Origin of the sequence: Vibrio sp. S/42/10 (assembly GCF_029890535.1) — a bacterium.
GTDB lineage: Bacteria > Pseudomonadota > Gammaproteobacteria > Enterobacterales > Vibrionaceae > Vibrio > Vibrio cyclitrophicus.
Window position 1 is genome coordinate 25,317 of record NZ_JAKMZC010000018.1, and the last position, 23,447, is coordinate 48,763.

Sequence of the window (23,447 nt, forward strand, 5' to 3'; positions counted from 1 at the left end):
GAGTTTTTTATGCAAGATATCTCCGCATCTACCCTCATGGAAATGACCATTGGCCTCGCGAGTGGTGTGAACGATCAAGATCGTTTTAATCGCCTTATCGATGCCATTCGTAAAACCATAACGTGTGATTGTGTCGCGCTTTTAAGCCTTCAAGGCGACACTTTAGTCCCTATTGCAATGCAAGGGCTTAGTCGAGATACATTCGGTCGTCGCTTTATCATTTCAGAACACCCGCGTTTTGAAGAAATCTGCGCGTCTCGCTCTCCTGTTCGTTTCGATGCCGACAGTTCCCTACCCGATCCTTTCGATGGTCTGCTGATAGACCATGATGGCGATCTGCCAATGCACGCTTGCATGGGCCTACCTTTGCTATTTGGCGACAAGTTATTAGGGGTTCTAACTCTAGACAGCCTAAAACCTGATGTCTTCGCTAACATCCCTGCTCGCAACCTCGAAGTACTGGCTGCTATTGCGGCGTCATCCATGCAAATGGCACTAACCTTCTCGCAACTTGAACATCAAGCGAAACAGTCAAAACAGTTACTGGAAGAGTTGAATGTCGAGTCATGGGAACGTGATGGCGGCGAGTTAATTGGTAACAGTGACACCATGGTCGCGCTTAAGAACGACATCGCAGTTGTTGCACCGTCTGAGTTTAATATCTTGATTCACGGTGACACGGGGGTTGGTAAAGAACTAGTAGCTCGTACGCTACACCACCAATCACAGCGTAAACGCAACCCGCTGGTCTACGTAAACTGTGCTGCTATTCCTGAAAATTTGGTTGAGAGTGAATTGTTTGGTCACGTTCGTGGTGCGTTCACTGGTGCAGACAAAAACCGCTTAGGTAAATTTGCTTTAGCCGATGGTGGCACGCTGTTCCTTGATGAGATTGGCGAATTGCCTTTAGCCGCGCAAAGTAAACTACTGCGTGCTCTACAAAACAACGAAATCCAACCGGTTGGCCAAGACAACATTCAGACCATTGATGTACGAGTATTGGCAGCAACTAACCGAGATCTAAAGCAAGAAGTTGAAGACGGTCGATTCAGAGCTGATTTGTACCACCGCCTGAGTGTGTACCCTATCGCGGTGCCTGCACTGAAAGAGCGTGGTGACGACATCAGCCTATTAGCTGGTTTTTTCCTAGAACAAGCGCGTCGTAAGCTTGGTATCAACCAAGTTAAGTTCCGTTCTGATGTTCTGGTATTCCTAAACCGTTATGGTTGGCCGGGTAACGTGCGTGAACTTGAGCACGTGATCAGTCGTTCAGCATTGAAAGCGTTAGCACGTAGTACCAATAAAAACTTGGTGACAATCACCAAAGAGGATTGTGGTCCTCTCGACCAAGATCAACCTATTGCGACAACACAAGTAAAGAATACGCCTTTATCAACACCAACCATCGATCTTTCAGCCGGTTTACGTGGTGCAACAGACGATTTCCAACGCAGCATCATTACTGAAGTGTTAGAAGATGCCAATTTTAACTGGGCACAAGCGGGACGAGTTCTAAAAACAGACCGTGCAAACCTAACTCGGCTTTCTAAGCGTTTAGGACTAAATGTGGCTAAGTCTCACACGATCGAACGGACAAAATAGATATTAGCGGTTTGTTGCGAGCATCTGACAAAACTTGTGTATATAATGCTGCAAATTGTAACGCTAATTTTAAATATGTAGAGAGAGTTATGAAGTTTATCCGTTGGTTTTTAGGTCGTGTCATCTTGCTATTGAATTTTGTTTTCAGCCCTCGTGGTGTGAAACGTTCTCAAGAAGAGCAAAGCAAAGTGAATGAGCAAGCAAAAACGCACACGTTATACCAGTTCGAAGCGTGCCCATTTTGCGTAAAAGTGCGCCGCGCGATGAAACGTCAATCGGTTCAGTTTGAACTTCGCGATGCAAAAAACAATGAACAACACCGTGCAGAGCTAGAAGCTGGCGGCGGTCGAGTGAAAGTGCCTTGCCTACGTATTGAGAAAGACGGCAAAACTGAGTGGATGTACGAGTCTTCAGACATCGTCTCTTACTTAGAAAAACAATTCGCATAAGCTCACAAGCATAGCGAAAGTCAGATACAAAAAATCCCTCGAATGTGAAGGATTTTTTATTTCTGTTATTTAAGCCTAGTCGAGACAAATCAAACCAATTGAGTAGCGGCAGCTCAAAAGGTTACTTTGCCACAATCAGCATTAACTCGACACGGCGGTTACACGCTTTGCCTTGTGCTGAAGCATTAGTACATGCTGGTACATACTCGCCAAAACCACGGGTATAGATTGAGCGGCTTGAAACGTAGTGACTTTCCAATCGAGCTTTCACTTCTTTTGCGCGCTGCTCTGACAGAGGATCATTGATTCGATCTGTGCCCGTGTTATCGGTGTGCCCTTCAATCACAACATCGATATCTTGGCGTTGAGAAAGGTAGCTACCTAATGTGTCTAACCATTGGTTGTAAGCAGGTTCAGGAAATGCTGAGCCTGTTTTAAAGTTCACATGCTGTTCAAGCTTTACCATCACATGGTTACCCGGCAGAACTTCAAAATCGATACGGTTTTGTCTAAGGAAAACTTCTAGCGGATCATTGGTTGATACGCCGCGACCATAGTTGGTTGTGATAGTGGTTTGTTGACGAGCGTTGTTTTGGATCGCATAACCACGATTACTCGCTAAAGATGTCGTTTGAACCACACCCCATTCAGGATGCATCAAGTCGTAATCAGTTTGTGGCGCGGTTTCTAGCAGATCGCCACCTAACATACCCGTTGGTAACGTCGTTTCACACCCTGCCAAAGCTATGCTTAACATTATCGCTAAATATCTCATTACTTCACCAACCATTCATGCAGATAAACCATTCACTAATGTCTATATCGGCACCAAGAAAAAAACTTTAGACAAAAACTTTAGACGAAAAAAACACATCCAAAAAAAGTGCTTTTGATCACAGTTAACCGTCAACTAGCCTGTCATCACCCGCTAGTTCGAACTGTTTGCATTTATTTACCTTATAATTGTTTTCCAATTCTTACTAAATAGTTAGAATCTCACGACTTCTCAACGCTAGAGCAAACATTATGTTTAAACCACTTACTAAATTCATTACAGCACTCGCTGCCGTGCTTGTTATCGCGGGCTGTAGTGAAACAGATGAGCCACAACAAGGTGTTCAATACGAAGCACTTCCAGCGGCTCTGACTGAATTTAACTTATCTCCGATCACTGAAATCTTCTCTCTTAATTGTGGTCATTGCCGTCAAATGGAAAGTGCAATTCCAGAGATTGAATCACTGACAGACCAAAAGATTGGCAAAGTTCATGTGACTTTCAACGAAAGTGCTCAAATCAGCGCGATGATCTACTACACAGCGGTAATGCAGCTTGACGCAACGCCTGACCACGCTTTCATGGATGAGCTATTCGGTGCGGTTCAAATGGGTGCAGATGCGACTCCTGAACAACGCCAACAAGCTTTAGAAACAGCATTTACTTCTCGTGGTTTGGTTAGTCCATACCAGCTGAATAAAGAGCAACAGGTTGCGCTTTTTGAATACGTTAAGAAAGCAGAAGAAGTCTCAGTAAAAGGTCAAATCAACTCAGTACCAACGTTTATCATCAACGGCAAATATCAAGTACTGACTGCCGGTCACCAAGATGTTACTGGGATCGCAAAAACGATTAACTTCCTTTTGACTCAACCATAGTCACAGCGGTAGTCAATTAATTAACACCCTCTGCATTAACTACGAAACTCAGCATTAACTATAAATAGGTTTTACTATGTCTAAATTTATCATCCCGGTCATTGTCTTTATTTTGGCTGGCTTCATGATCTACCGCACTTGGATGAACCATAAATCTGGCGAAGAAAATATCAAGCAAGGTCAACAGTTCCTCATCGAAAACGGCGCCAAAGACGGTGTGGTTACAACTGAAAGCGGTCTTCAATATCTTGTACTTGAAGAAGGCACTGGTACTGAGCATCCAACTAAGAACAGTAAAGTAACGGTTCATTACCACGGAACACTTATAGATGGCACTGTCTTCGACAGTTCTGTTGAGCGTGGCGAGCCTATTTCATTTGCTCTTAAGCAAGTAATCAAAGGTTGGCAAGAAGGTTTGACTTACATGGTTGAAGGTCAAAAAGTTCGTCTATTTATCCCGAGTAAATTAGCTTACGGGAAAGGCGGCTCAGGTCCTATCCCACCTTCATCGACTTTAATTTTTGATGTTGAGCTAATTGCCATTAAATAACCGAAAAGTAATCAAGCAACAATCTCATTGATTTAAGCCCCAACATGCTAGATATGTCGGGGCTTTTTTGTATTTATCCGCTTACCGTTTAGTGCACGCTTGAATCGACAAGTTAAAATCTTCAAGAGCACGCTACCTTAGACGTTATGAAGATTTCACAATGCAGAAAAAACCAACCACTAGACGACTGGTCTAATTTAAATTATAGTAACGTCCATGAACGAAAAAACGAACGATACTCGCCTGCATATTTTGAATGTGGGATATCAATTAATAGTGAACAACGGCTTTAATGGCGTTGGTTTATCGCAATTGCTCAAAGAAGCGGATGTTCCGAAAGGTTCGTTTTACCACTACTTTAAATCGAAAGAGCAGTTTGGCGAAGCATTGATTCAACACTATTTTGAAAATTACATAACTAAAATTGAATCGATCTTAGTGCATGGCGAAGGTAATCATTTTCAACGAATCATCAGTTACTTTTCGCTGTGGACAAAAATTGAAAATGGTACCTGCAACGCTCATAAGTGCTTAGTGGTTAAACTCAGTGCAGAAGTGTCTGATCTTTCTGATCCTATGCGCCAAGCTCTACATAAAGGAGCTGGAAAAGTCACCCATACGATTGAGAATTGCGTTGTTGGTGGTGTTGAAGACGGCTCTATTAAAGTTAATAACAGCCAAGATGCCGCTCAAAACCTTTACTCGATGTGGTTGGGTGCAAGTTTGCTAAGCAAGTTAAGTCAAAGCTCACATAGCTTAGAATCGGCACTGAGACTGACCAAGCAAGTTTTACAAGGTAACGACTAAATACTGAGACCTAAATGCAGGTCACTAGGTGTGTTATCACACAAAAATACACAGTATTAATCGCTATTGATAAAAAATTACCCGCCCTCTTATCAATTTGGTGATGGCGGGATTTTTAGACGACAAGACTAGACGACTGGTCTAATTCTAAATGAACATAATCAAAATTAAGGACATCCAATGACTCAACAAGACAATCGCCGCATCGTATTGGCTTCTCGCCCAGTTGGCGCACCTACTCAAGAAAACTTTCGTTTAGAGACAGTAGCCGCACCAGCAATTAAAGATGGCGAAATGTTACTTCGCTCAGTGTACCTTTCTCTAGACCCATACATGCGTGGCCGAATGAGCGACGCTAAATCTTACGCTGATCCAGTTGCAATTGACGACGTGATGGTCGGTGCAACCGTGTGTCAGGTTGAAGAGTCGAATAACAGCGATTTTGAAATCGGCGAATGGGTATTGGCTTATACCGGTTGGCAAGATCTCGGGGTTTCTAACGGTGAAGGCCTAATCAAACTAGGTAAAGAGCCAACGCACCCTTCTTACGCGCTTGGCATCATGGGCATGCCTGGTTTTACGGCTTACATGGGTTTATTAGATATTGGCCAACCGAAGAAAGGCGATACGCTGGTTGTAGCTGCAGCAACGGGTCCAGTAGGCGCAACCGTTGGACAAATCGGTAAGCTAAAAGGCTGTCGTGTTGTCGGTGTTGCTGGTGGTCAAGAGAAGTGTCAGTACGCTAAAGAGGTTCTTGGCTTTGATGAATGTATCGACCACAAAGCCGACGACTTCGCTGATCAGTTGGCTAAAGCGTGTGACAACGGGATCGATGTATATTTTGAAAACGTAGGCGGCAAAGTTTTCGATGCAGTAATGCCATTACTTAACACCGGTGCTCGTATTCCTGTTTGTGGTCTTATTTCTCAATACAACGCGACTTCGCTTCCTGAAGGCCCAGATCGCATGTCTAGTCTTGTTGGTACCCTACTGGTTAAGCGTATTAAGATGCAAGGCTTCATTATCTTTGATGACTACGCGCATCGTTACAACGAGTTCGCCGTACAAATGACAGAATGGTTGTCACAAGGAAAAATGCAGTACCGTGAACACCTAATTGAAGGCTTAGACGAAGCACCACAAGCTTTCATGGGCTTATTAGAAGGTCAGAACTTCGGCAAGCTTGTTATCAAAACGAACGAACCTAAATAACTCAATCAGCTGAAGCAGCAAAATAGGCAGAATAATGATTACTTTACATCACCTAAACAAATCACGTTCGAAGCGTATCATCTGGTTATTGGAAGAGCTTGGTGTTGATTACCAAATCAAACCATACCAACGAGACAGTGTCACGTTTCTAGCACCACCAGAATTGAAGTCAGTTCATCCGTTGGGTAAATCTCCAGTCATTGAAGACGATGGCGTCGTGATCACTGAATCTGGCGCTATCACCGAATACCTAATCGACAAATACGGCCAGGGTAAGTTCGCACCAATACGCGGTACAGCAGAATACGTAGAATACTCGCAGTGGCTTCACTTCGCTGAAAGCTCAGGCATTTTACCAATGTTACTTAAGATCTTTGTGATGAAAGACGGCGCCGAGACCAACTTCCTAAGCGGTTACGCAGATGCTGAAAGCCAAAAAATCCTAACCTATGTGAATAATGCACTGGAAGGTAAAACCTACCTAGTTGCAGAAACACTCACTGGTGCTGATTTCATGATGTCGTTCATCGTTGAAATCGTAGGGAACTTTGGAGCAACGGCGCTCTACCCGAATATCGCTAAATACGGTGAGCTTTTAACTAGCCACCCAGCTTACCAAAAAGCAGAACAAGTGGAGTTAGAACACTCGAACTGATCGAGTTTAACTCATTGTATGCCTCCTTAGGGTAAACACAAAAACTAATGAAGCCAAAGCCGATTTATCTTCGGCTTTGGCTTCTCATTTGTCTTCATTTCGACCACAATATCGAACTCTAACTGAACAGCCATAGAGTTTGATCTTAATGTCAGCAAACCTCACTCAATACACACCTCTGCACCTAGTAAATTCGAATGTAGATTTAGCGCTACCGACTCGCTTTACGTTTCCGTATTACTATACCCCGCACCCTACGTGTGAATTAGCTATGCTGCAGCTTCAACAGTCGCTTACGGACTGTGGTGTCAATGAAACCTCGCAAGGTAATCTCTACGCAGTGCTGCTTGTTCAGAATCCAACCACGCAAGAGTTGGGCTACCTTTCTGCGTTTTCAGGCTTGCAGTTAGATCCGGCTTTGATCTATCAGTTAAACAACATTAACTTTGTTCCACCAGCCTTCGATTCAGAAAAGTTTCAATCTCAAAATAGTGCAAACCTCGCTCTGCAGTTGCAACTAGAGAATGACATTAAGAAGCTACAACAGTCGCACAACCTGGACACATTATTGGTAGAGCTTGAAGAGTTAAAAGTCGAATCAGCACAAGCTATCGAGTCCTTTCAGTTAGCCATGGCCGCAAATAAAGCTCAGCGCAACGAACTCAGAGAGCAAGCCAATCACGAAAAGGCATTAGGGAATCAAGAGTTAGCATCGAACCTACTCAAGCAATTAGGTAACCAAAGTAGCCAAGAAAAGCGAGACTTAAAAGGACTTCGTATAGAATGGAAACAGAAGATTGCAGAACGACAATCGCAAGTTGATGCGATAGAAAGTGAACTGAAAAATCGTAAGCAAGGTTACCAAGTCATCTCGGCACAATTGGAAACTCAACGTTTATCGCACTATCACTTTATCAATCAAGCCAAGCAATCCAAGAGCTTGCTAGAATTATTAGACGGTAAAGATGCTCTTGAGGGCTCGGGAGATTGTTGTCTACCTAAGTTGCTCAACTTTGCGTTTGAATGCGGTCTAAAACCTTTGGCGTTGTCTGAGTTTTGGTGGGGGCAACCACCAAAATCTCAAATTCGCCAACACGGTAATCTATACCCTGTTTGCCAAAGCAAAAGCTTCGAGATTCTAGACCATCAACTTATCGGTATTGAATTGGAAGATAACCCTTTGATCGTTAACCCTGCAATCGGCAAATCTTTCGATATTGTTTATGAAGACAAAGAGATCGTGGTGGTAAATAAACCTGACGAATTTCTCTCGGTTCCTGGAAAGTTTATCGAAGACTCAATTTATACACGCATCAAGGCGCGTTACCCAAATGCGACAGGCCCTTTGATCATCCATAGACTGGACATGTCGACCTCTGGCTTATTAATTTTGGCGCTTACAGCCGAATCCAATAAACACATCCAGAAGCAATTTATCGATAGAACCGTAGTGAAACGATACACAGCTCTTTTAGAGGGTGAAATAGACGGTAAATCTGGCGATATCAGCCTGCCGTTGCGTGGTGACATTACAGACAGACCAAGACAGCTGGTTTGCCATAAGCATGGCCGAAATGCAGAAACCTATTGGGAAGCGGTCAGTAGCAACAATGGTAAAACTAAGGTTCACCTATACCCCAAGACAGGGCGTACCCATCAGCTTAGGGTGCATTGTGCTCATCCATTAGGCCTTGGTTTACCGATTCGCGGTGATGACTTATACGGATACAAACGCGAGCGCTTACACTTACACGCTGGCTACCTAAAGTTGATTCACCCAACAACCGGAGAATGGATGGAGTTTGAAGTACCGTCAGAATTCTAGATGACCAATTGTTACTCTTACCCTTTGTGCCGTTAAAACAATTCAGGGTTCTACATCTGCTTAAGATATAAAACCCTGAAATTTGATTTTTTAATGTGCTTATCGCAGCTTAGTAACGTACTTGCACGGCTAACTTTAACACTGTAGGCGTCTAGCCCATCACATCTGTGCGTTGCTCCAAACATTCGTATGAGCCCATTTCGAATTCGCGACAGATCCAAGGCCTATTTTCGTAAATAGTGCACATCAGAGTTTCTCTATCTACTGCAGAACACCAGCCATCGTCTAATCTCAGCATGGTTTCACCGCCCCATTCGTCATAAGCAATATGCTCTTCAGGAACGCCCGTATCTGTGATAATCATAACCTCTAAGCGACAACAGCATGCCTGACAATTGGCACATGTGACTTCGGGTTCAGTTACGTTCTTTATCTCTATGGTCATAAGTGACTACATTGCTAAATTTTGCGTATAGTAATCGAAACCGACCGCCACGGCTAATAAAGATAGCGAAGACGGTGCTTTCATCGGTGTATAAACAACAATGGGCCCTGTGATTCACTCACAACGCCCAAAACATTTCAGCTTTCATCACGAACGGATTGCCATTTGTTCTACCTAGAACAAACCCGCAAAAAACAGCTTAATGTAATCCATAATTCGCTTGAAGATACCGCCTTGTTCAACCGCTTCAAGTGCGATCAACGGTTGAGTTTGCACATCTTCACCATCAACGGTGTAATGAACTACACCCAAGGTTTGGCCTTCTGTAATTGGAGCTTTCAGTTCAGAGTTGAGCTCGATAGATGCAGTCAGTTTTTTACTGTCTGACTTAGGCAAAGTAATAAATGTATCTTCTGCAACACCTAGCTTCAATGTGTCTTGCTCACCAAACCACACTTTCTCTTCAGCAACTTGATCGCCACCTTTATGCGGATTTAGCGTGTCGAAGAAACGAAAGCCATAGCTCAATAACTGTTTGCTGTCTGACTCACGACTCTTAACACTTGATGCGCCCATCACGACAGCGATCAGTCTCATCTCACCTTGCGTAGCAGAACTTGCTAAACTATAGCCAGCACCAGACGTATAGCCCGTTTTCATGCCATCAACAGTTAAGCTTCTATCACGAAGCAAACCATTCCGGTTATGCTGTGTAATGCCGTTATAACTGAACGAGCGCTCGCTATATAAGCCATACACATCTGGCAGATCCCGTATAATAGCGCGGCCTAAAAGCGCGATATCGTAAGGCGTTGAGTAAAGATCGTCTGCGTCTAAACCATGTGCATTAGCAAAGTGGGTATTTTCTAGCTTTAAAGACGTAGCCCAAGAGTTCATTAGATCAACAAAAGCGTCTTGTGAACCTGCTACATGTTCTGCGATTGCAACACTAGCATCGTTGCCCGATTGAATAATCAAACCACGGTATAAGTCCATCATTGCGACATCGGTGTTCACTTCAATGAACATTTTTGAAGAGTCCGGGAAGTTCTTCGCCCACGCGTTTTCGCTGATTCGTACTTGATCGTCAGCAGAGATGTTACCTCGTTTCATCTCTTGTCCAGCCACATAACTGGTCATCAGTTTGGTCAAGCTCGCTGGATTTAACTTAGTGTGCGCATTTTTTTCTACCAGCACATCACCAGAATTAAAATCAATTAACACATACCCTTTTGCACCTAAACTAGGTGGGCTTGGTACTATAGAAGGTGCTGCCACAGCTGCATTACTAACCATCGCTGCGTTACTTACAATGAATATACTTAATAGAGGAAGAGAGTATTTGGAAAACAGTTTCATTGAATCAAACCTAAGTTAACGTTTTGACCAGTATAGACAAATGCTAGCAAAAGAAGCGCGAACTTTACGTTGCTTTACGCAAATGTACCTTTAGTTACAAATAAAAAAGTATAATCTGCGATCTGTCCATTTTTTAAACAAGTAATATTGACTCAGTGAATGTATTTAATGTTTAGTTTGAACGTTGTGGCATGTGTCTAAATAGCATCTCAATAAAGCCTGTTATACGCTGTTTACTTTCATTTAGCTCTAAGTCAGATTGAATTCCAGATTGAGCCAACGCCTGCCATTGTACAACTTCAGAGTTAGGGACGAAAAAGACAACATAGAGAGATCCTTTCTCTGCTAGTTTTCCATCGCCGTCATAAAATGGTACCCCCGTTGAGAGCTTAATAGCATTGAAAATAGAGTCGTCATTAAGTACTGACTCCTCAGCTAAACCAAAACCGACAACAACGTCGCCAACACCGCCATCTTGCCTCAACTGATAGCCTTTCGCTGCTAATTGATCTCGAATTACATCACGTACTAGGTCGGTAACCATCGTCTTGTCGTATTTCTTAGACAGGTAGACTTTCTCTGATTCAGGATGCCATGAGTACGTTACGACACCATGTTTCATGAAATCGAAGTCTCCACTCGTGACCACACCATAGCTATGAGTGGGTGGTATTTCTTGCGTTGTACAAGCTACAAGCCCAATTGTAATCAAAGCCAACAATGCTGCTTTCTTTATGCCCTTTATTGCACAAATAGATCGTTTTATCATTCGTGGCTTCCTTACCTATATAAGAGTAAATATCAATTCAAGCTCCAACATAAACAGTAATTATATTAAGAGATAGTGCATTAAACGTTTGCGTAATCGCTAACCTTCACTTCTGCCAGTTTTGGGGGTTTAATCACAAAAAAGGACTTGGTATAGTCTACCCCGTTAAACATAACCAGACCATTCGAGGCACGGAGCTTCCTCAATCATCTCATGAAGAGAAGAATTGGTACCGACAAAGTATCGGCAAATTTAAGAGGGTCAAACAATGGAATTCAATATGGTTGAAATTTTAGGTTACGCTGCGTCTATTATGGTCGCAATTTCATTAACAATGAAAGACATCGTTCGTCTGCGTGTCCTTAACTTTATTGGCTGTACTCTCTTTACAGCATACGGCGTTATGATTGATGCATGGCCGGTTGTTGCAACCAATGGCTTCATCGCTTGTGTAAACATCTACTTCCTTGCAAAAATGCAAAAGGAAAAAAAAACGGAAGCGATGAAAGCAGCGAAAGCTTAGATTAGCGACTAACACTTTCAAGTAATTCTGAAAAAGCCCAAACCGTTCTTCTCGTACTAAAAAAGGCAGAAGCACAGTTTGGGCTTTTTTATGTCTTTCGTTCTCTAAAGCTTCATGAATAAGCGATGCGGTATTCGTTTTCTCGATATACCTGACAATTATTACGACCGCTCTCCTTCGCTTGATAAAGTGCTTGGTCGGCTTTATCTATCGTACCTTCGATATGAAATAGCACTTGAGCATAACAACACCCGGCACTGATCGTCACTGGCGACACCAAGCCTTGGGTTTGCTCTACGCTATGTCTAATTGCTTCAGACAGTTCATATAACTGACGCTCATCGCAGTCAAAGGTCACCAAAATAAACTCTTCGCCGCCATATCGAGCAATCAGGCGTTCATTATTTACAAAATACTTTAAGGTTTGGGCAACTGCGCAGATCACTTTATCGCCTTCTGCATGCCCATATTGGTCATTAACCAACTTAAAATAGTCAATATCCAACAGGATAACCCCGACACCTTGCAAAGGGTAAGGCGAACAATCTGTTATTTTTAGCTTTACCTGTTCAATAAAGCTGCCCCGGCTGTGAATTCCTGTCAGGTAGTCAAGGCTCGCGACATTTAAGATCTGTAAATGGCGATGGCGTAAATAAAGCACTAAAACCGCGATAATACTGAGCAAACTGACCACAAGTGCCATTAAGCTGACAAGCAGTAACCTATGATTTTTGTTTAGCTCTTGCTCCAGGACACCAGCTGAAATAACCCAATTCAAATACGGGTAAAACTTATAGAAAATATTCTTACTGGTTGTACCGTTGTCTCTAGATATTGAGTAACTGAAATGCCCCTCTGGATTAATCATTACTTTATCAATAAGCAACTCTGAAGAGTAATTGATTAACGCCTTTAACTGCTCATGCTCAAAGCTAGGTTGGAGAACTAATTCACCCTCTAAATCAACAATATAAACGTAACCACTATCACCGTAAGAGTATTTTCTTAGCTTGTCTTTTAGCGCTTCAAGATCAACCAAATACATCAACTCATCTTTATAAGTCGTTGCAACTAAGACATTACCTCCAGGTAGCCTAACGGAGTATGCCACTTTCGCGCGTGGGTTTACCTCGTGTGGATTGGCGTGGTAATACTGTGACATTCCTGACTCTACGCTCAGTTGCTGTCGAATATGCGTTAAATGTGCACGACTTTTACCTTCAAGGAATGGATGGTATAGGTGGATACCTTGTGGTGACATCAAATAAATGTAACCCGACTCTCCGATGGTCAATTCATTAGCAATTTTTTTTACTTCTTGGACTTGTTGCTCAGGGCTGACAAGCAGCATGTGAGATGTCACCGTGTCGGTCACACCCGTTAGATAGGTCTTTATTGCTTCGTTAACTGTGGTGTCTACAATATCGTAACTCGCGTTCACAATTGTACGAAAGAAAAATTGGTTGGATTCTGATAGTGATTCGTTAGTTCGGTTAAATTGCAGAGCTGAAAGAATCAAAGAAACAACAGCCAGAACAATTGAAAAACTAAGAATGTATTTACGTCTGACTGTCAAAGATTACCCCATAATTTTCTAATTTTAGGTAACGTTACTAATTTCCATATAAGCAGACTGTTTTATATCATATTTGTCAGTTTTACTGAACGAACGTCGCTATTTTTAAGGCTTTCTATACGCAATCTGTGACTTATAGCAAAAACGCCGAACTGGATTCAGTGCGGCGTTTTAATTTTACTTTTAGAATAAGCTAATACATTGATAATTTGGGATAATACATTCATATCTATTATCAATTATTGCGTTCTTACCATTGTCTTACGAACAAACTTTAGTCCAACTGCCATCGCTACCCGGTTCAGAACTTGTCCACCAATTTGCTTGGTAAATACTACCGTTGTACACCACTTGGTCACCTGTATTTGCATGGCTTGAGTTACCCGCCCAATCGTTCTGAGGTAAATCAGGATAAACGACTATACCTGCCGTATCACAAGTACCAGGACTAGTGCCGCCATCACCAGGGTTGCCTCCACCAGAACTAATATCACCGAGTGGTAAGTCTGGTTGCTCAAAGCTAAAGGCATAATCGACTCCGTTCACACTCACAGCATAGTTAGCAGGGCCCGAGATTGGCAGGTAATACACCATATCTAGCTCATACACACCACCTGCAGGAAGTTCTTCCCAAGTCGGCAAAGTAAACGCTACTCGATGCATGGTTCCATCTAATCCACCAATGTTATCCGCACGAGTATGACCCGAAGCAATCACAGTTAAACCACCACCAGATTGATCTTTTGCATTGTCAGGCGCCGATACTGGAATATCGAATTGAAACTCGGTACCGCCAGGAAGTGCTTGCCCTGTGTTGTTTGTAAACGTGATCTTAGGATTGATTGGGTAGTTTTGGTCACCGACTTTGAAGCCACCAACTGAAACCGTAATATCTAACGCTTCTGTCGGGATAGCACCAGTCGCCACTTTGTTTCCGTATGGAGTCGCAGACTTAAACTTATCGTAGATAGCTTTCGTCATTGTATTACCCATGTGGAACTCACCGTTACCGCTGTTACACGCTTGTTCTGTCGTATCGATTGAAGTTCGGTTGCCACTCGCATCGAGTACATAACAGTTATAATCACCTGCTAGTTCCCAGAACATGATACCGCCGATCTCTTTGTCGATAACGTAGTCTGCTTTCACATCAATAGACTGTTTATCTTCCGTTGAAAGGAATACGCCCTTCTCTGCATTCCACAACCAAGGAGCAACCGCCACGCTGTCATAGTTACGCGTGTAAGTACCTGCTAAAACATCCGACGGATCATTTACAGGATCAAGCTTGTAAGCCTCAGCGTAAGAACCCCAAATACCTTTCTCTAGGTTCTTAGCGTGCCACATTGGGTTAGAGCCCGCGCCCATTTCGTTGCCTTTCGGATCGGTATCGTGCCACATGTTATCGATACCAATAGCGCCATGACCACAGTTGTTCTTCTCACCTTCACCGGTGCCTGCTGAACATTCAGCTTGGTTTGGTAGGGCAGCTCGACCCCAAAGACCATTTTCGCCACCTGTCACACCTTGCCAGCCACGAGTGTAATAAGGCACACCGATGTTAATACGACCTGCTGGCATAGAGCCACGGAAGTAATGGTAAGCCCAATCGGTGTTCAGGTAACCGATACCACCGTAAGCCGCAGTACCGTAAACGTTCCACTGTGCTAACTCTGAGTCTTTACCTGTATCAAACAACGCAGCGTTATGACCTACGTGATCGTTCCACGCACCGTGAAGGTCATAAGACATGATGTTTACGTAATCGAGGTATTTGGTTACATCGAATGTTTCCATACCGCGCAGTAGGTAACCAGAAGAAGGAGCCGCGATCGTTAACATGTAGTGATTGCCATCTTCAGCAGACGCCACATCAAGCTTCTCACGCAACACTTTCATCAACACTTGGTACGAAGCCCACAGGTATTGACGACGCGGCTCCATGAAGTCTTTGTCGTACGGATTACCGGCACCCGCCATAGAAGTTGGGTATTCGTAATCGATATCCAGACCATCGAACTGGTACTTACGCAGCATTTCAACCGCTGAAGTGGCGAATGTTTCGATACCTTGATGGTTAATAGAACCGTCGGCGTTGGTCGTCATTGTGTAGAAACCACCATCAGCCACTCGGCTACCGTCAGTGGCGAAGTGACCACCCGTTTCCGCCCAGCCACCGATTGAGATTAAAGTCTTAACATCGTGTTTTTTCTTAGCGGTCGCTAATGCACCGAAGTGGCCTTTGAAGCCTAAGTTAGGATCAACTTCAACGCCCGGCCACTCTTTACCAACCGCTGCGTTGTTCGGATCGTTCACATCACCCACGTTTACTTTGCCATCTGAGCCAATGCTCACGAAAGCGTAGTTAATGTGTGTGAGTTGTTCCCAAGGGATGTCATTTACTAGGTAAGCAGCTTGTGGGTCATCCCCTGCACGCCAGCTGGTGAAGTAACCAATGACACGACGTGGGTGATCCGCGCCCATTTTCTCACGGCCTTCATCATCGTAAATAGTACAGTAAGGAACATCGACACCTTGGGTTTGATATAAGCCATCAGGTCGACAAGTGCTCACCGTTGGTGTGCCATTCACCGTCAAAGAAGCCAGCGCTGAATCTGTCGTTGCGCCTTGATTGTCAGTCGCTTTTACGTAAACCGCTAAAGAACCCGCTTGAGTGGTTGTGTAATCAAGCGTGTAAGGGTTAGTTGCAGCTGTGCCAATAAGAGCGCCTGCCACATAGAAATCTACTTTGTCAACCGTGCCATCGCTGTCTGCTGCTGTTGCGGTAAGCGTTACTACACCACCAACATCGACCGAAGCTGCTGAAAGCGCAACCGAAACTGTCGGCGCTTCATTCCCTGGCTGTGCTGAATCAACAGATACAGAAACCGCGCTTGCAACACTCGCTGCGCCTTCATTGTCCGTTGCAACAACTGAAACTTGATGGTTGCCAGACGTTGCAGACCAAGCTGCTTCGAATGGTGCCGATGTCACAACCGCGACCGAAGCACCATCGACAAAGAATTCCACGGAAGCAACAGTGCCATCAGCATCGAGTGCTGTTGCGCTTAATACGACATTGTCGCCTTCAACAATTACATCTGATGCCGTTGGTGCTGTTAACGAAGCCGTTGGTGCTTCATTTGGTGTACCACCGCCTCCATCCCCGCTACACACATCTAGCTTTTTCCACTGTGCATAGTCACCTTCAAATTGGCTTGGGTTGTTGTTTTGATTCCAGTAATTTGCTGAGTACGCGCTGCCGTCATGTGAAACCTGATCACCACCGGTGTATACCGTGGCAGAGTCCCACGTTTCTAACGTTGAACAATCAACAGCCGCATAACTGTTGAACGCCATCAAGCATGACGCGGTGAGAGTACTGAGTGTAAAAACCGTCTTGGCCACTCTTCCTTGGTTTAGGTGCATGTTAGCTATCCCTTAAGTTGTTGTTTCAAGATGTTTAATTTAAATGGGGCTTTACTTACCACTTAAATCTCTTCGCAAAACAACTGTAGGTAACAACGTAAATTAAACACCTAAAATATTCTTTATTTATAAAATGACTCGCATTAATTTGCTGTATGCATGCAATGACTCGACACTTATTTTGCACCAACAACTAATATTAATTTATTTCGGAAAGCTAAAAATAACGTATCTAAAATCGGGAATGTGATCTGGATTCAAGACAAAACTCGCGTTAAAACTAGCCAAAAAGTAGAGATTTACAGTCGATTCAAGCTTCTTTTATGAATTCGCCCACTTTTTGGTAACAAATGTGTTAGTATCTGCGGCTTTTTTGACGAACCTCACATTACTATGCAAGTGTGAGAGAAATACATAGGCTTAAAAGAGCCAAATTTAGCGGAGAAATAATGTCCAACTTGACGCAAGTCGCCAACGAAAACATCAACGCAGAATCTACTTCTATCGATTTCAATAAAGCTCAATCTTTGGGTGAAAAACTGGAACTCGGAAACCCAGTCTTCTGGCTTAGTGGCAGTTTTTTAACCCTCTTTGTCGTACTCGCCTTCACCAACACCTCCGTGTTGTCCGAACTTGTTAACATCGGCTTCAACTACTCTACCAAGTGGTTCGGTGCTTTCTGGCAAGTCCTTCTACTTCTCAATTTCATTATCGGCTTAGTGCTAGCACTAGGACGTACAGGCCACGTTCGTTTAGGAACGCTTGCCTTGCCTGAAATGACCACTTTTAAATGGATGTCTATCGTCTTATGTACGCTGCTAGCCGGCGGTGGTGTGTTCTGGGCAGCCGCAGAGCCAATTGCTCACTTTGTTTCAGCACCGCCACTTTATGGCAATGCTGATCCTCAAGCGATGGCGTTCAACGCTCTATCACAATCTTTCATGCACTGGGGTTTCCTTGCATGGGCCATCTTAGGTGGCTTATCTTCTATCGTACTAATGCATCTGCATTACGATAAAGGCCTCCCTCTTAAGCCCCGTACTCTTCTTTACCCTGTCCTTGGCGACAAAGCGATTAACAGCTGGGTTGGTAACGTAGTCGACGCATGCAGCATTGTGGCTGTAGCCGCAGGTACTATCGGCCCTATTGGTTTCCTTGGCCTACAAATCAGTTACGCCCTGAGCGAACTGTTTGGCATTTCCGACAGCTTTGCAACTCAAAGTATCGTTATTATCTTTGCTATCGCAATGTACACGCTTTCTGCTTTGAGCGGCGTGAACAAAGGCATCCAACTGGTTAGCCGTTACAACATCATCTTATCAGTGTGCCTAATCGGCTACATTCTGCTAGTAGGCCCAACGAGCTTTATCATTGATGGCTATCTACAAGGTATGGGCGAAATGGTGGATAACTTCATCCCAATGGCACTGTACCGCCAAGATACAGCGTGGCTAGGTGGCTGGACGGTATTCTTCTGGGGTTGGTTCTTAGGCTATGGTCCGATGATGGCAATTTTCATTGCTCGTATCTCACGTGGCCGTACGATTCGCCAAATGATCGTTTCTATCAGCATCGTTGCACCGCTAGTAACGTGTTTTTGGTTCAGTATCGTTGGTGGTAGTGGTCTAGCGTTTGAATTAGAGAACCCAGGCGTAATTTCTAGCGCGTTCGAAGGCTTCAACCTTCCTGCTGTGCTACTGGCAATTACCGCTCAACTGCCGTTCCCTACTTTGATTGCGATTCTGTTCCTTATCCTGACGACCACGTTCATCGTGACAACAGGTGACTCGATGACTTACACCATCAGTGTGGTAATGACAGGCACTACAGAACCAAATGCAGCCGTACGTACCTTCTGGGGTATCATCATGGGTGCAGTAGCAATTGCGCTTATCTCAATGGGTTCTGGCGGTATCTCCGCTCTACAGTCGTTCATTGTGATCACAGCCGTTCCGGTATCGTTTATCTTACTGCCATGCTTATGGCACGCACCGAAGATCGCGAAACAGATGGCCAGAGATCAAGGTCTCGCTTAATGCCTAATCCGATTTAGTTTCGGGTAGCGTTTAAAACGAAAAAGTCACTCAAGTGATTCACCTGAGTGGCTTTGTTTTATCGGTTTGTTACTTGTATTAACGAATTCCGCTTATTGAAACTTTTCACCCGCAGCAGCCATGAACGACTTTTCAACCAATAGCTCAGGATTTGCGAGTTCTGCTTTTGCACATGCACGGCTTGGTGCACAACCTTCAGGGAACCATGAATTCCATACTTCATTAAATACATAAAAGTTAGTGAAATCAGTCAGATAAACAATCACTGACTGAATTACGTTACGCACAACATCACTTTCTTTCCATAATAATCGAGACGATAAAGGGACATGTATAAGCTACCTAGATAAATTCACTAATTATCATCATCACAGCGAAATTAAATTTTTACTTGTACGGTCATATTCAAGGATTTTATTAAATGGAGTATTTTTATGCATGTTCAAACCTATGATTTAAAACAGAGTAATTGGGGATATAACCTTGGCGTGATTGGTGTCGCATTGGTGTTAACTTGGATTGGTATCTACAAATTTACCCCAACCGAAGCTATGCTCATTGAACCCCTTATCGCTAATCACCCTGCGCTAAACTGGCTCTACAGCCTATTCTCAGTACAAGCGGTTTCAAATATGGTTGGTGGTGCAGAAATTATCGTGGCTGTTGGGTTAATCGTAGGATTCATTAACTCTAGAGTGGCCTTTTATTCTGGCATCGCAGCAGCGGCTATCTTTGCCGTAACACTGAGCTTCCTAATTACAACGCCAAATACTTGGAAAGTATCGGATGGCATCTTAGTTACTAATTTCTTCCTAGTGAAAGACATCCTGTTTTTAGCGATCGCTATTAGCGTAATCGAACGTAACAAATCTCAGAAGTAACCGTAAATCTATAAGTGGCCGTAACATTAAACCTTGAAATAAAAAGGCTCGAAGCTGGCTAGAAGGACACTGCCAGCTTCTAATGTATAAAGTTTTACTCTGTACTAGCATCGTGACTAAAGCCCTGTCTTGTCACCAAGCCCCATTTTTCGCCCTGATATTGATCTTCTACGTAGTTACCTGAGGTGTAGTCACTAATAACCCCTTTCCAAAACTTAACAGCATGCTCGTCTGGTTTATCTCCGATGATCTTTGTATTGATTCGCACAACAATTGATGTGAGCGCATCTTGTCTAAATTTATTATCTCTTTGATGATAGAACAAATAATAAATATCAAACATTCACTGAAGAAGATATAGCCTTACGATAATGATTGGCGTCTTGGTTTTGCCCTTTAAATACAACGTAATTCTCTACATGTGCAACTAAGTCAAAACCGGCCTTGGATAAAATTTTATTCGAACCGACATTACCTACTAGCGCATAGGCATCAACATATTTAAGGGAGGATTGCTCGGCCAAGTAGATAAGTAACTTCCTCACCGCGTTAGACGCAATACCTTTAGAACCAAATGCGTGCCCCACTCGATAACCTAGTTCTCCACTTTCAGCGTTCTGGTCGATATCACGAACGTTGATTCGCCCACATATAGTGCCATTAGCGTCTTTGACCAACATAGGAATCATCTCGCCATTATCGTATTCAGTTAGAAAGCTCATGACTTGCTCGGCAGCACCCGCATTGGAATAGAAACGGTCTTCCCGTGCTGGAACAAATTGCTCAAACCACTCTCTATTTTCGACTTCAAACTCCAATAAAGCACTGACATCGCTTGGGTGAAGTAAGTGTAAAAATACATCCATAATCAATACTCTATCGCTTATCTAACAAGCCATTTTAAACACTGATACTAAAATCACAATCGAACCTAAGAGATTATACCGTGAGAGTTCAGGTGAGTTGGAATGATGAGAGTTAATACTGAATCAAAGATTATAAGGATTAACTTATCAAAACAGTCCAACTAAAATAACCGAAAACAACACACCACCGAAAAAACTCGGTGCGTGAAATGACTGGACTTTAGCTTTCATACTCTCTCTAGCTATTTCTTCTTGGTAAGTCTTAACGGCAAGTTCTTTTACGTAATTATTTTGCATAATAAGCTCCTTTTAAATGGTTAAGAGAAGCTTAAGACTTGAAGTTAGGTTGAGGTAAAGCAAAAAATCAGATTAATTGAACACTTTTTTTGTTACTCGAGGATTACCTTGAACACATCGTTATTTACACCGCCAACATCCACTAACCCTCCCGGTTTCATAAGAAGCGTGGTATTCAATTGCCGTGTTGAACGTGGCTCTTTCGTTTCTCTAATCACTAACATATTAATCAAGAACTCAGAGTCTTGCTTTGATATTGAGCCTGAAAAAGTCACGCTTTCAACTCTATCTGCAAGTATAGAATTAAATGTTTTGTCTTCTAACACACCCGCGGAGATCGATTTATCGCCATAAAAAAGTGTGATGGTTGTTGGGTCAGGTGCCAACTCTTGCTTGGATGAACACCCCATAATAGCTAGGCACAACATTAAAATAACTCTAAATTGCATAAACTGAATTTCTTACGTTAAGCATCTGTTTTTCATATTAAAACACTTCAACTCTATAAACACCATATCTCTGGGATAAGCTTAGTTGTATTACTTCGAGTAACTTGTGTTAGAGGCTTAATGAAGGGGATATTTCTTGGAATGGGGCCACTAATCAGAGAATCGGCTCTGGTTCCTTGTTAGGAACTAGAGCCTGAATTTAAATGCTTTTATCGAAGGGGTTCAATTGATCTAAGCGAGGACGTCTTGTGGAGGTGTACCTTCACAGTTAGAAACGACTGCATCTATTTGCACTAAAGCATTCATAGGAATCTTTGAAACCCCTACCACTGTTCTTGCCGGTAAGTCAGCATTAAAGAACGTAGTGTAGATCTCGTCTACCACATCAATATCTGAAACATCTTTAAGCTGAATATTAATTTTCACCGTATCGTCCATCCTATGGTCAACACTTTCAATGATCGCCTTAATATTCTTAAGGCATTGTTCAACTTGCTCTTTTATGCCACCTGAAACTATTTCATTGGTTTTCGGATCTAGTGGTAGTTGACCAGAAATATGATTGTAGTGAGAGAAAGCAACGGTGTGAGAATAAGGCATGAATGGCGCATCAACTGTATTATTAGCTTCAATAACCAGTAAGCAAGTGTCTTCTGGCAGTTGTGGCGGTGTGCCATCACCATGTGAAACGGATGTATCAATTTGAATTAAAGCGCCCATTGGTAATTCTGCTGCATTAACAACGGTACGAGCAGGAACATAGCTTGGGAAGAATTTAGCACAAACTTCATTTACCACTTCCGTATCTGCGATATTTTTTACGTATATAGTCGTTTTAACCACATCACTCATGACATGACCGATGCTTTCTAGAATCGCTTTAATGTTTGATAGACATTGTGACGTTTGCGCTTCGATACCACCATCAACCAACTCACCTGTATTTACATCGATAGGCAATTGAGCCGAAAGGTTGTTGTAGTGAGAAAAAGCCGCTGTCTGCGTCGATACAGCACTCTGAGGTGCATTATCTGTATTTCTTGATACCTTAACTAGTGCGCAAGGTGCTTGTGGTTTAGTGCCTTCACCGTTTGAAATCAAAGCATCCATTTGAACTAGTGCATCGCTGTTTTGCAGTGCAGTTACACCGACAACGGTACGTGTAGGCATGCTGTTGTTAAAGAAGCTTTTGTAAACTTCATCGATAGCATCGATATCAGAAATATTCTTAACGAAAACATTAACCTTCACTACATCATCCATAACATGGTCGATGCTTTCAACAATGGCTTTAATATTATTTAAGCATTGTGCTGCTTGGTCTTTAATATCACCAATCACAACTTCACCTGTTTTAGGGTCAACAGGTAATTGAGCTGAAAAGTTATTATAATGAGAAAAAGCGACCGTTTGTGTAGATACAGAATTTGTTGGTGCGTTTTCAGTATTTCTTGAAATTTTAATGATATCGCTACTCATAGGAATTATCCTTTAAATAATATAGGAATACGTATTTATAGTGAACAATCGTATTAGAAAGAATGATTAAAGTAGCGCCATGTTAAGTGAATTATTAGAGGGTAAACGTGATATCCATCAGACTCTCAGTTGACTATAAATCAGCAAGTTACAGAATAATTAGTCATCAAACGACTAATTATCCATGATAAGGGGCTTTATCGAGTGCTAGATTATCTTTATTTTCTAATCATTCAATAATCATGAATACAATCTCAGAAAGAACGAGGGATATTTTTCGCAATTTAGATTATATTTGATAAGTTGTTCACACTAATAGTCCTAAAATGCTCTTACCAGATTAATTATCGCGCTAACTATCTTATATACGTGCATAAACTCTTAGGCTAGTTAACTAATTATTTACAGGGCTACTGTTATGTAAATACATTAATAATATATTCGATAATCCAATACCAACAAGATGACAATATCCATAATTAGATACATTTACTCATATAATTAAACAAATGTGAGACTCAGGGGAAATACATGAGAAAAGTGGTTGTGAACCAAGTAGTAACGCTT

22 protein-coding genes and 1 pseudogene are annotated in these 23,447 nt (G+C 42.7%); 11 read left to right on the forward strand and 12 right to left on the reverse strand.

The window, feature by feature from the left end:
- Positions 1 to 9: 9 nt before the first annotated feature.
- Together norR and L8S15_RS17730 are read left to right on the forward strand one after the other, a co-directional pair.
- Positions 10 to 1,602 carry a nitric oxide reductase transcriptional regulator NorR gene (gene norR / locus L8S15_RS17725; RefSeq protein ID WP_065101396.1) on the forward strand — a complete coding sequence of 531 codons (1,593 nt, stop codon included), beginning with the start codon at positions 10 to 12 and terminating at the stop codon, positions 1,600 to 1,602.
- Between the two features lie 89 nt (positions 1,603 to 1,691).
- The gene (locus L8S15_RS17730) at positions 1,692 to 2,051 is read left to right on the forward strand and encodes a glutaredoxin (RefSeq protein WP_010430193.1); all 360 of its coding nucleotides are present in this window, start codon (positions 1,692 to 1,694) and stop codon (positions 2,049 to 2,051) included.
- A gap of 121 nt (positions 2,052 to 2,172) precedes the next feature.
- Here L8S15_RS17730 and L8S15_RS17735 read toward each other — a convergent pair whose 3' ends face one another.
- A complete protein-coding gene (locus L8S15_RS17735; protein ID WP_016768131.1) occupies positions 2,173 to 2,808 on the reverse strand; it encodes an OmpA family protein in 636 nt (211 codons plus the stop codon).
- A 269-nt stretch (positions 2,809 to 3,077) separates the two neighbouring features.
- Between L8S15_RS17735 and L8S15_RS17740 the strand changes: the two genes are divergently transcribed.
- The 6 genes from L8S15_RS17740 to L8S15_RS17765 all read left to right on the forward strand — a co-directional run bounded on the left by L8S15_RS17740 (position 3,078) and on the right by L8S15_RS17765 (position 8,753).
- The gene (locus tag L8S15_RS17740; RefSeq protein ID WP_010430200.1) at positions 3,078 to 3,704 is read left to right on the forward strand and encodes a thioredoxin domain-containing protein; all 627 of its coding nucleotides are present in this window, start codon (positions 3,078 to 3,080) and stop codon (positions 3,702 to 3,704) included.
- A gap of 76 nt (positions 3,705 to 3,780) precedes the next feature.
- A complete protein-coding gene (locus tag L8S15_RS17745; protein ID WP_016768133.1) occupies positions 3,781 to 4,254 on the forward strand; it encodes an FKBP-type peptidyl-prolyl cis-trans isomerase in 474 nt (157 codons plus the stop codon).
- Positions 4,255 to 4,470: 216 nt separating this feature from the next.
- Complete coding sequence (locus tag L8S15_RS17750) at positions 4,471 to 5,061, forward strand: TetR/AcrR family transcriptional regulator (protein ID WP_010430206.1); 591 nt, start codon at positions 4,471 to 4,473, stop codon at positions 5,059 to 5,061.
- A gap of 180 nt (positions 5,062 to 5,241) precedes the next feature.
- Complete coding sequence (locus L8S15_RS17755; protein ID WP_010430208.1) at positions 5,242 to 6,273, forward strand: NADP-dependent oxidoreductase; 1,032 nt, start codon at positions 5,242 to 5,244, stop codon at positions 6,271 to 6,273.
- 34 nt (positions 6,274 to 6,307) lie between these two features.
- Positions 6,308 to 6,928: a glutathione S-transferase gene (locus tag L8S15_RS17760; protein WP_010430209.1), complete on the forward strand. Its 621-nt coding sequence runs from the start codon at positions 6,308 to 6,310 to the stop codon at positions 6,926 to 6,928.
- 148 nt (positions 6,929 to 7,076) lie between these two features.
- Entirely contained in the window at positions 7,077 to 8,753 is a 1,677-nt protein-coding gene (locus L8S15_RS17765) for an RluA family pseudouridine synthase (RefSeq protein ID WP_010430211.1), read from the forward strand.
- 151 nt (positions 8,754 to 8,904) lie between these two features.
- On the opposite strand, the gene L8S15_RS17770 is transcribed toward L8S15_RS17765, so the two are convergent.
- The 3 genes from L8S15_RS17770 to L8S15_RS17780 all read right to left on the reverse strand — a co-directional run bounded on the left by L8S15_RS17770 (position 8,905) and on the right by L8S15_RS17780 (position 11,326).
- On the reverse strand, positions 8,905 to 9,198 hold the full coding sequence (locus L8S15_RS17770) for a YkgJ family cysteine cluster protein (protein ID WP_280574482.1): 294 nt from the start codon (positions 9,196 to 9,198) through the stop codon (positions 8,905 to 8,907).
- A 174-nt stretch (positions 9,199 to 9,372) separates the two neighbouring features.
- Entirely contained in the window at positions 9,373 to 10,557 is a 1,185-nt protein-coding gene (locus tag L8S15_RS17775) for a D-alanyl-D-alanine carboxypeptidase family protein (protein ID WP_010430221.1), read from the reverse strand.
- Between the two features lie 172 nt (positions 10,558 to 10,729).
- Positions 10,730 to 11,326, reverse strand: coding sequence for a DUF4136 domain-containing protein (locus L8S15_RS17780; RefSeq protein WP_010430224.1), 597 nt, complete (start codon positions 11,324 to 11,326; stop codon positions 10,730 to 10,732).
- A gap of 268 nt (positions 11,327 to 11,594) precedes the next feature.
- Between L8S15_RS17780 and L8S15_RS17785 the strand changes: the two genes are divergently transcribed.
- Positions 11,595 to 11,849, forward strand: coding sequence for a YgjV family protein (locus L8S15_RS17785; RefSeq protein WP_010430226.1), 255 nt, complete (start codon positions 11,595 to 11,597; stop codon positions 11,847 to 11,849).
- 112 nt (positions 11,850 to 11,961) lie between these two features.
- Here the strand turns inward: L8S15_RS17785 and L8S15_RS17790 are convergent, their stop codons facing one another.
- The gene (locus tag L8S15_RS17790; RefSeq protein WP_010430229.1) at positions 11,962 to 13,425 is read right to left on the reverse strand and encodes a sensor domain-containing diguanylate cyclase; all 1,464 of its coding nucleotides are present in this window, start codon (positions 13,423 to 13,425) and stop codon (positions 11,962 to 11,964) included.
- 261 nt (positions 13,426 to 13,686) lie between these two features.
- On the reverse strand, positions 13,687 to 16,854 hold the full coding sequence (locus tag L8S15_RS17795; protein WP_010430232.1) for a glycosyl hydrolase family 18 protein: 3,168 nt from the start codon (positions 16,852 to 16,854) through the stop codon (positions 13,687 to 13,689).
- A 449-nt stretch (positions 16,855 to 17,303) separates the two neighbouring features.
- On the opposite strand from L8S15_RS17795, the gene L8S15_RS17800 reads away from it, so the two are divergent.
- Complete coding sequence (locus L8S15_RS17800) at positions 17,304 to 18,890, forward strand: BCCT family transporter (protein ID WP_016785965.1); 1,587 nt, start codon at positions 17,304 to 17,306, stop codon at positions 18,888 to 18,890.
- A 110-nt stretch (positions 18,891 to 19,000) separates the two neighbouring features.
- Here the strand turns inward: L8S15_RS17800 and L8S15_RS17805 are convergent.
- Positions 19,001 to 19,207, reverse strand: a pseudogene (locus L8S15_RS17805) (Rid family hydrolase); the annotation flags it as partial.
- A gap of 135 nt (positions 19,208 to 19,342) precedes the next feature.
- Here L8S15_RS17805 and L8S15_RS17810 point away from each other — a divergent pair.
- Entirely contained in the window at positions 19,343 to 19,789 is a 447-nt protein-coding gene (locus L8S15_RS17810; RefSeq protein WP_010430252.1) for a DUF417 family protein, read from the forward strand.
- 94 nt (positions 19,790 to 19,883) lie between these two features.
- Here L8S15_RS17810 and L8S15_RS17815 read toward each other — a convergent pair whose 3' ends face one another.
- The 5 genes from L8S15_RS17815 to L8S15_RS17835 form a co-directional block, all read right to left on the reverse strand.
- Positions 19,884 to 20,132, reverse strand: a complete 249-nt coding sequence (locus tag L8S15_RS17815; protein WP_010430255.1) for a hypothetical protein — start codon at positions 20,130 to 20,132, stop codon at positions 19,884 to 19,886.
- Positions 20,125 to 20,655 carry a GNAT family N-acetyltransferase gene (locus tag L8S15_RS17820; protein ID WP_016768139.1) on the reverse strand — a complete coding sequence of 177 codons (531 nt, stop codon included), beginning with the start codon at positions 20,653 to 20,655 and terminating at the stop codon, positions 20,125 to 20,127. The genes L8S15_RS17815 and L8S15_RS17820 overlap by 8 nt, the downstream gene beginning before the upstream one ends.
- A gap of 147 nt (positions 20,656 to 20,802) precedes the next feature.
- A complete protein-coding gene (locus L8S15_RS17825; RefSeq protein ID WP_010430259.1) occupies positions 20,803 to 20,952 on the reverse strand; it encodes a hypothetical protein in 150 nt (49 codons plus the stop codon).
- Positions 20,953 to 21,044: 92 nt separating this feature from the next.
- On the reverse strand, positions 21,045 to 21,401 hold the full coding sequence (locus tag L8S15_RS17830) for a hypothetical protein (protein WP_010430262.1): 357 nt from the start codon (positions 21,399 to 21,401) through the stop codon (positions 21,045 to 21,047).
- Between the two features lie 231 nt (positions 21,402 to 21,632).
- On the reverse strand, positions 21,633 to 22,880 hold the full coding sequence (locus L8S15_RS17835; protein WP_016785330.1) for a RidA family protein: 1,248 nt from the start codon (positions 22,878 to 22,880) through the stop codon (positions 21,633 to 21,635).
- Between the last annotated feature and the right edge of the window lie 567 nt (positions 22,881 to 23,447).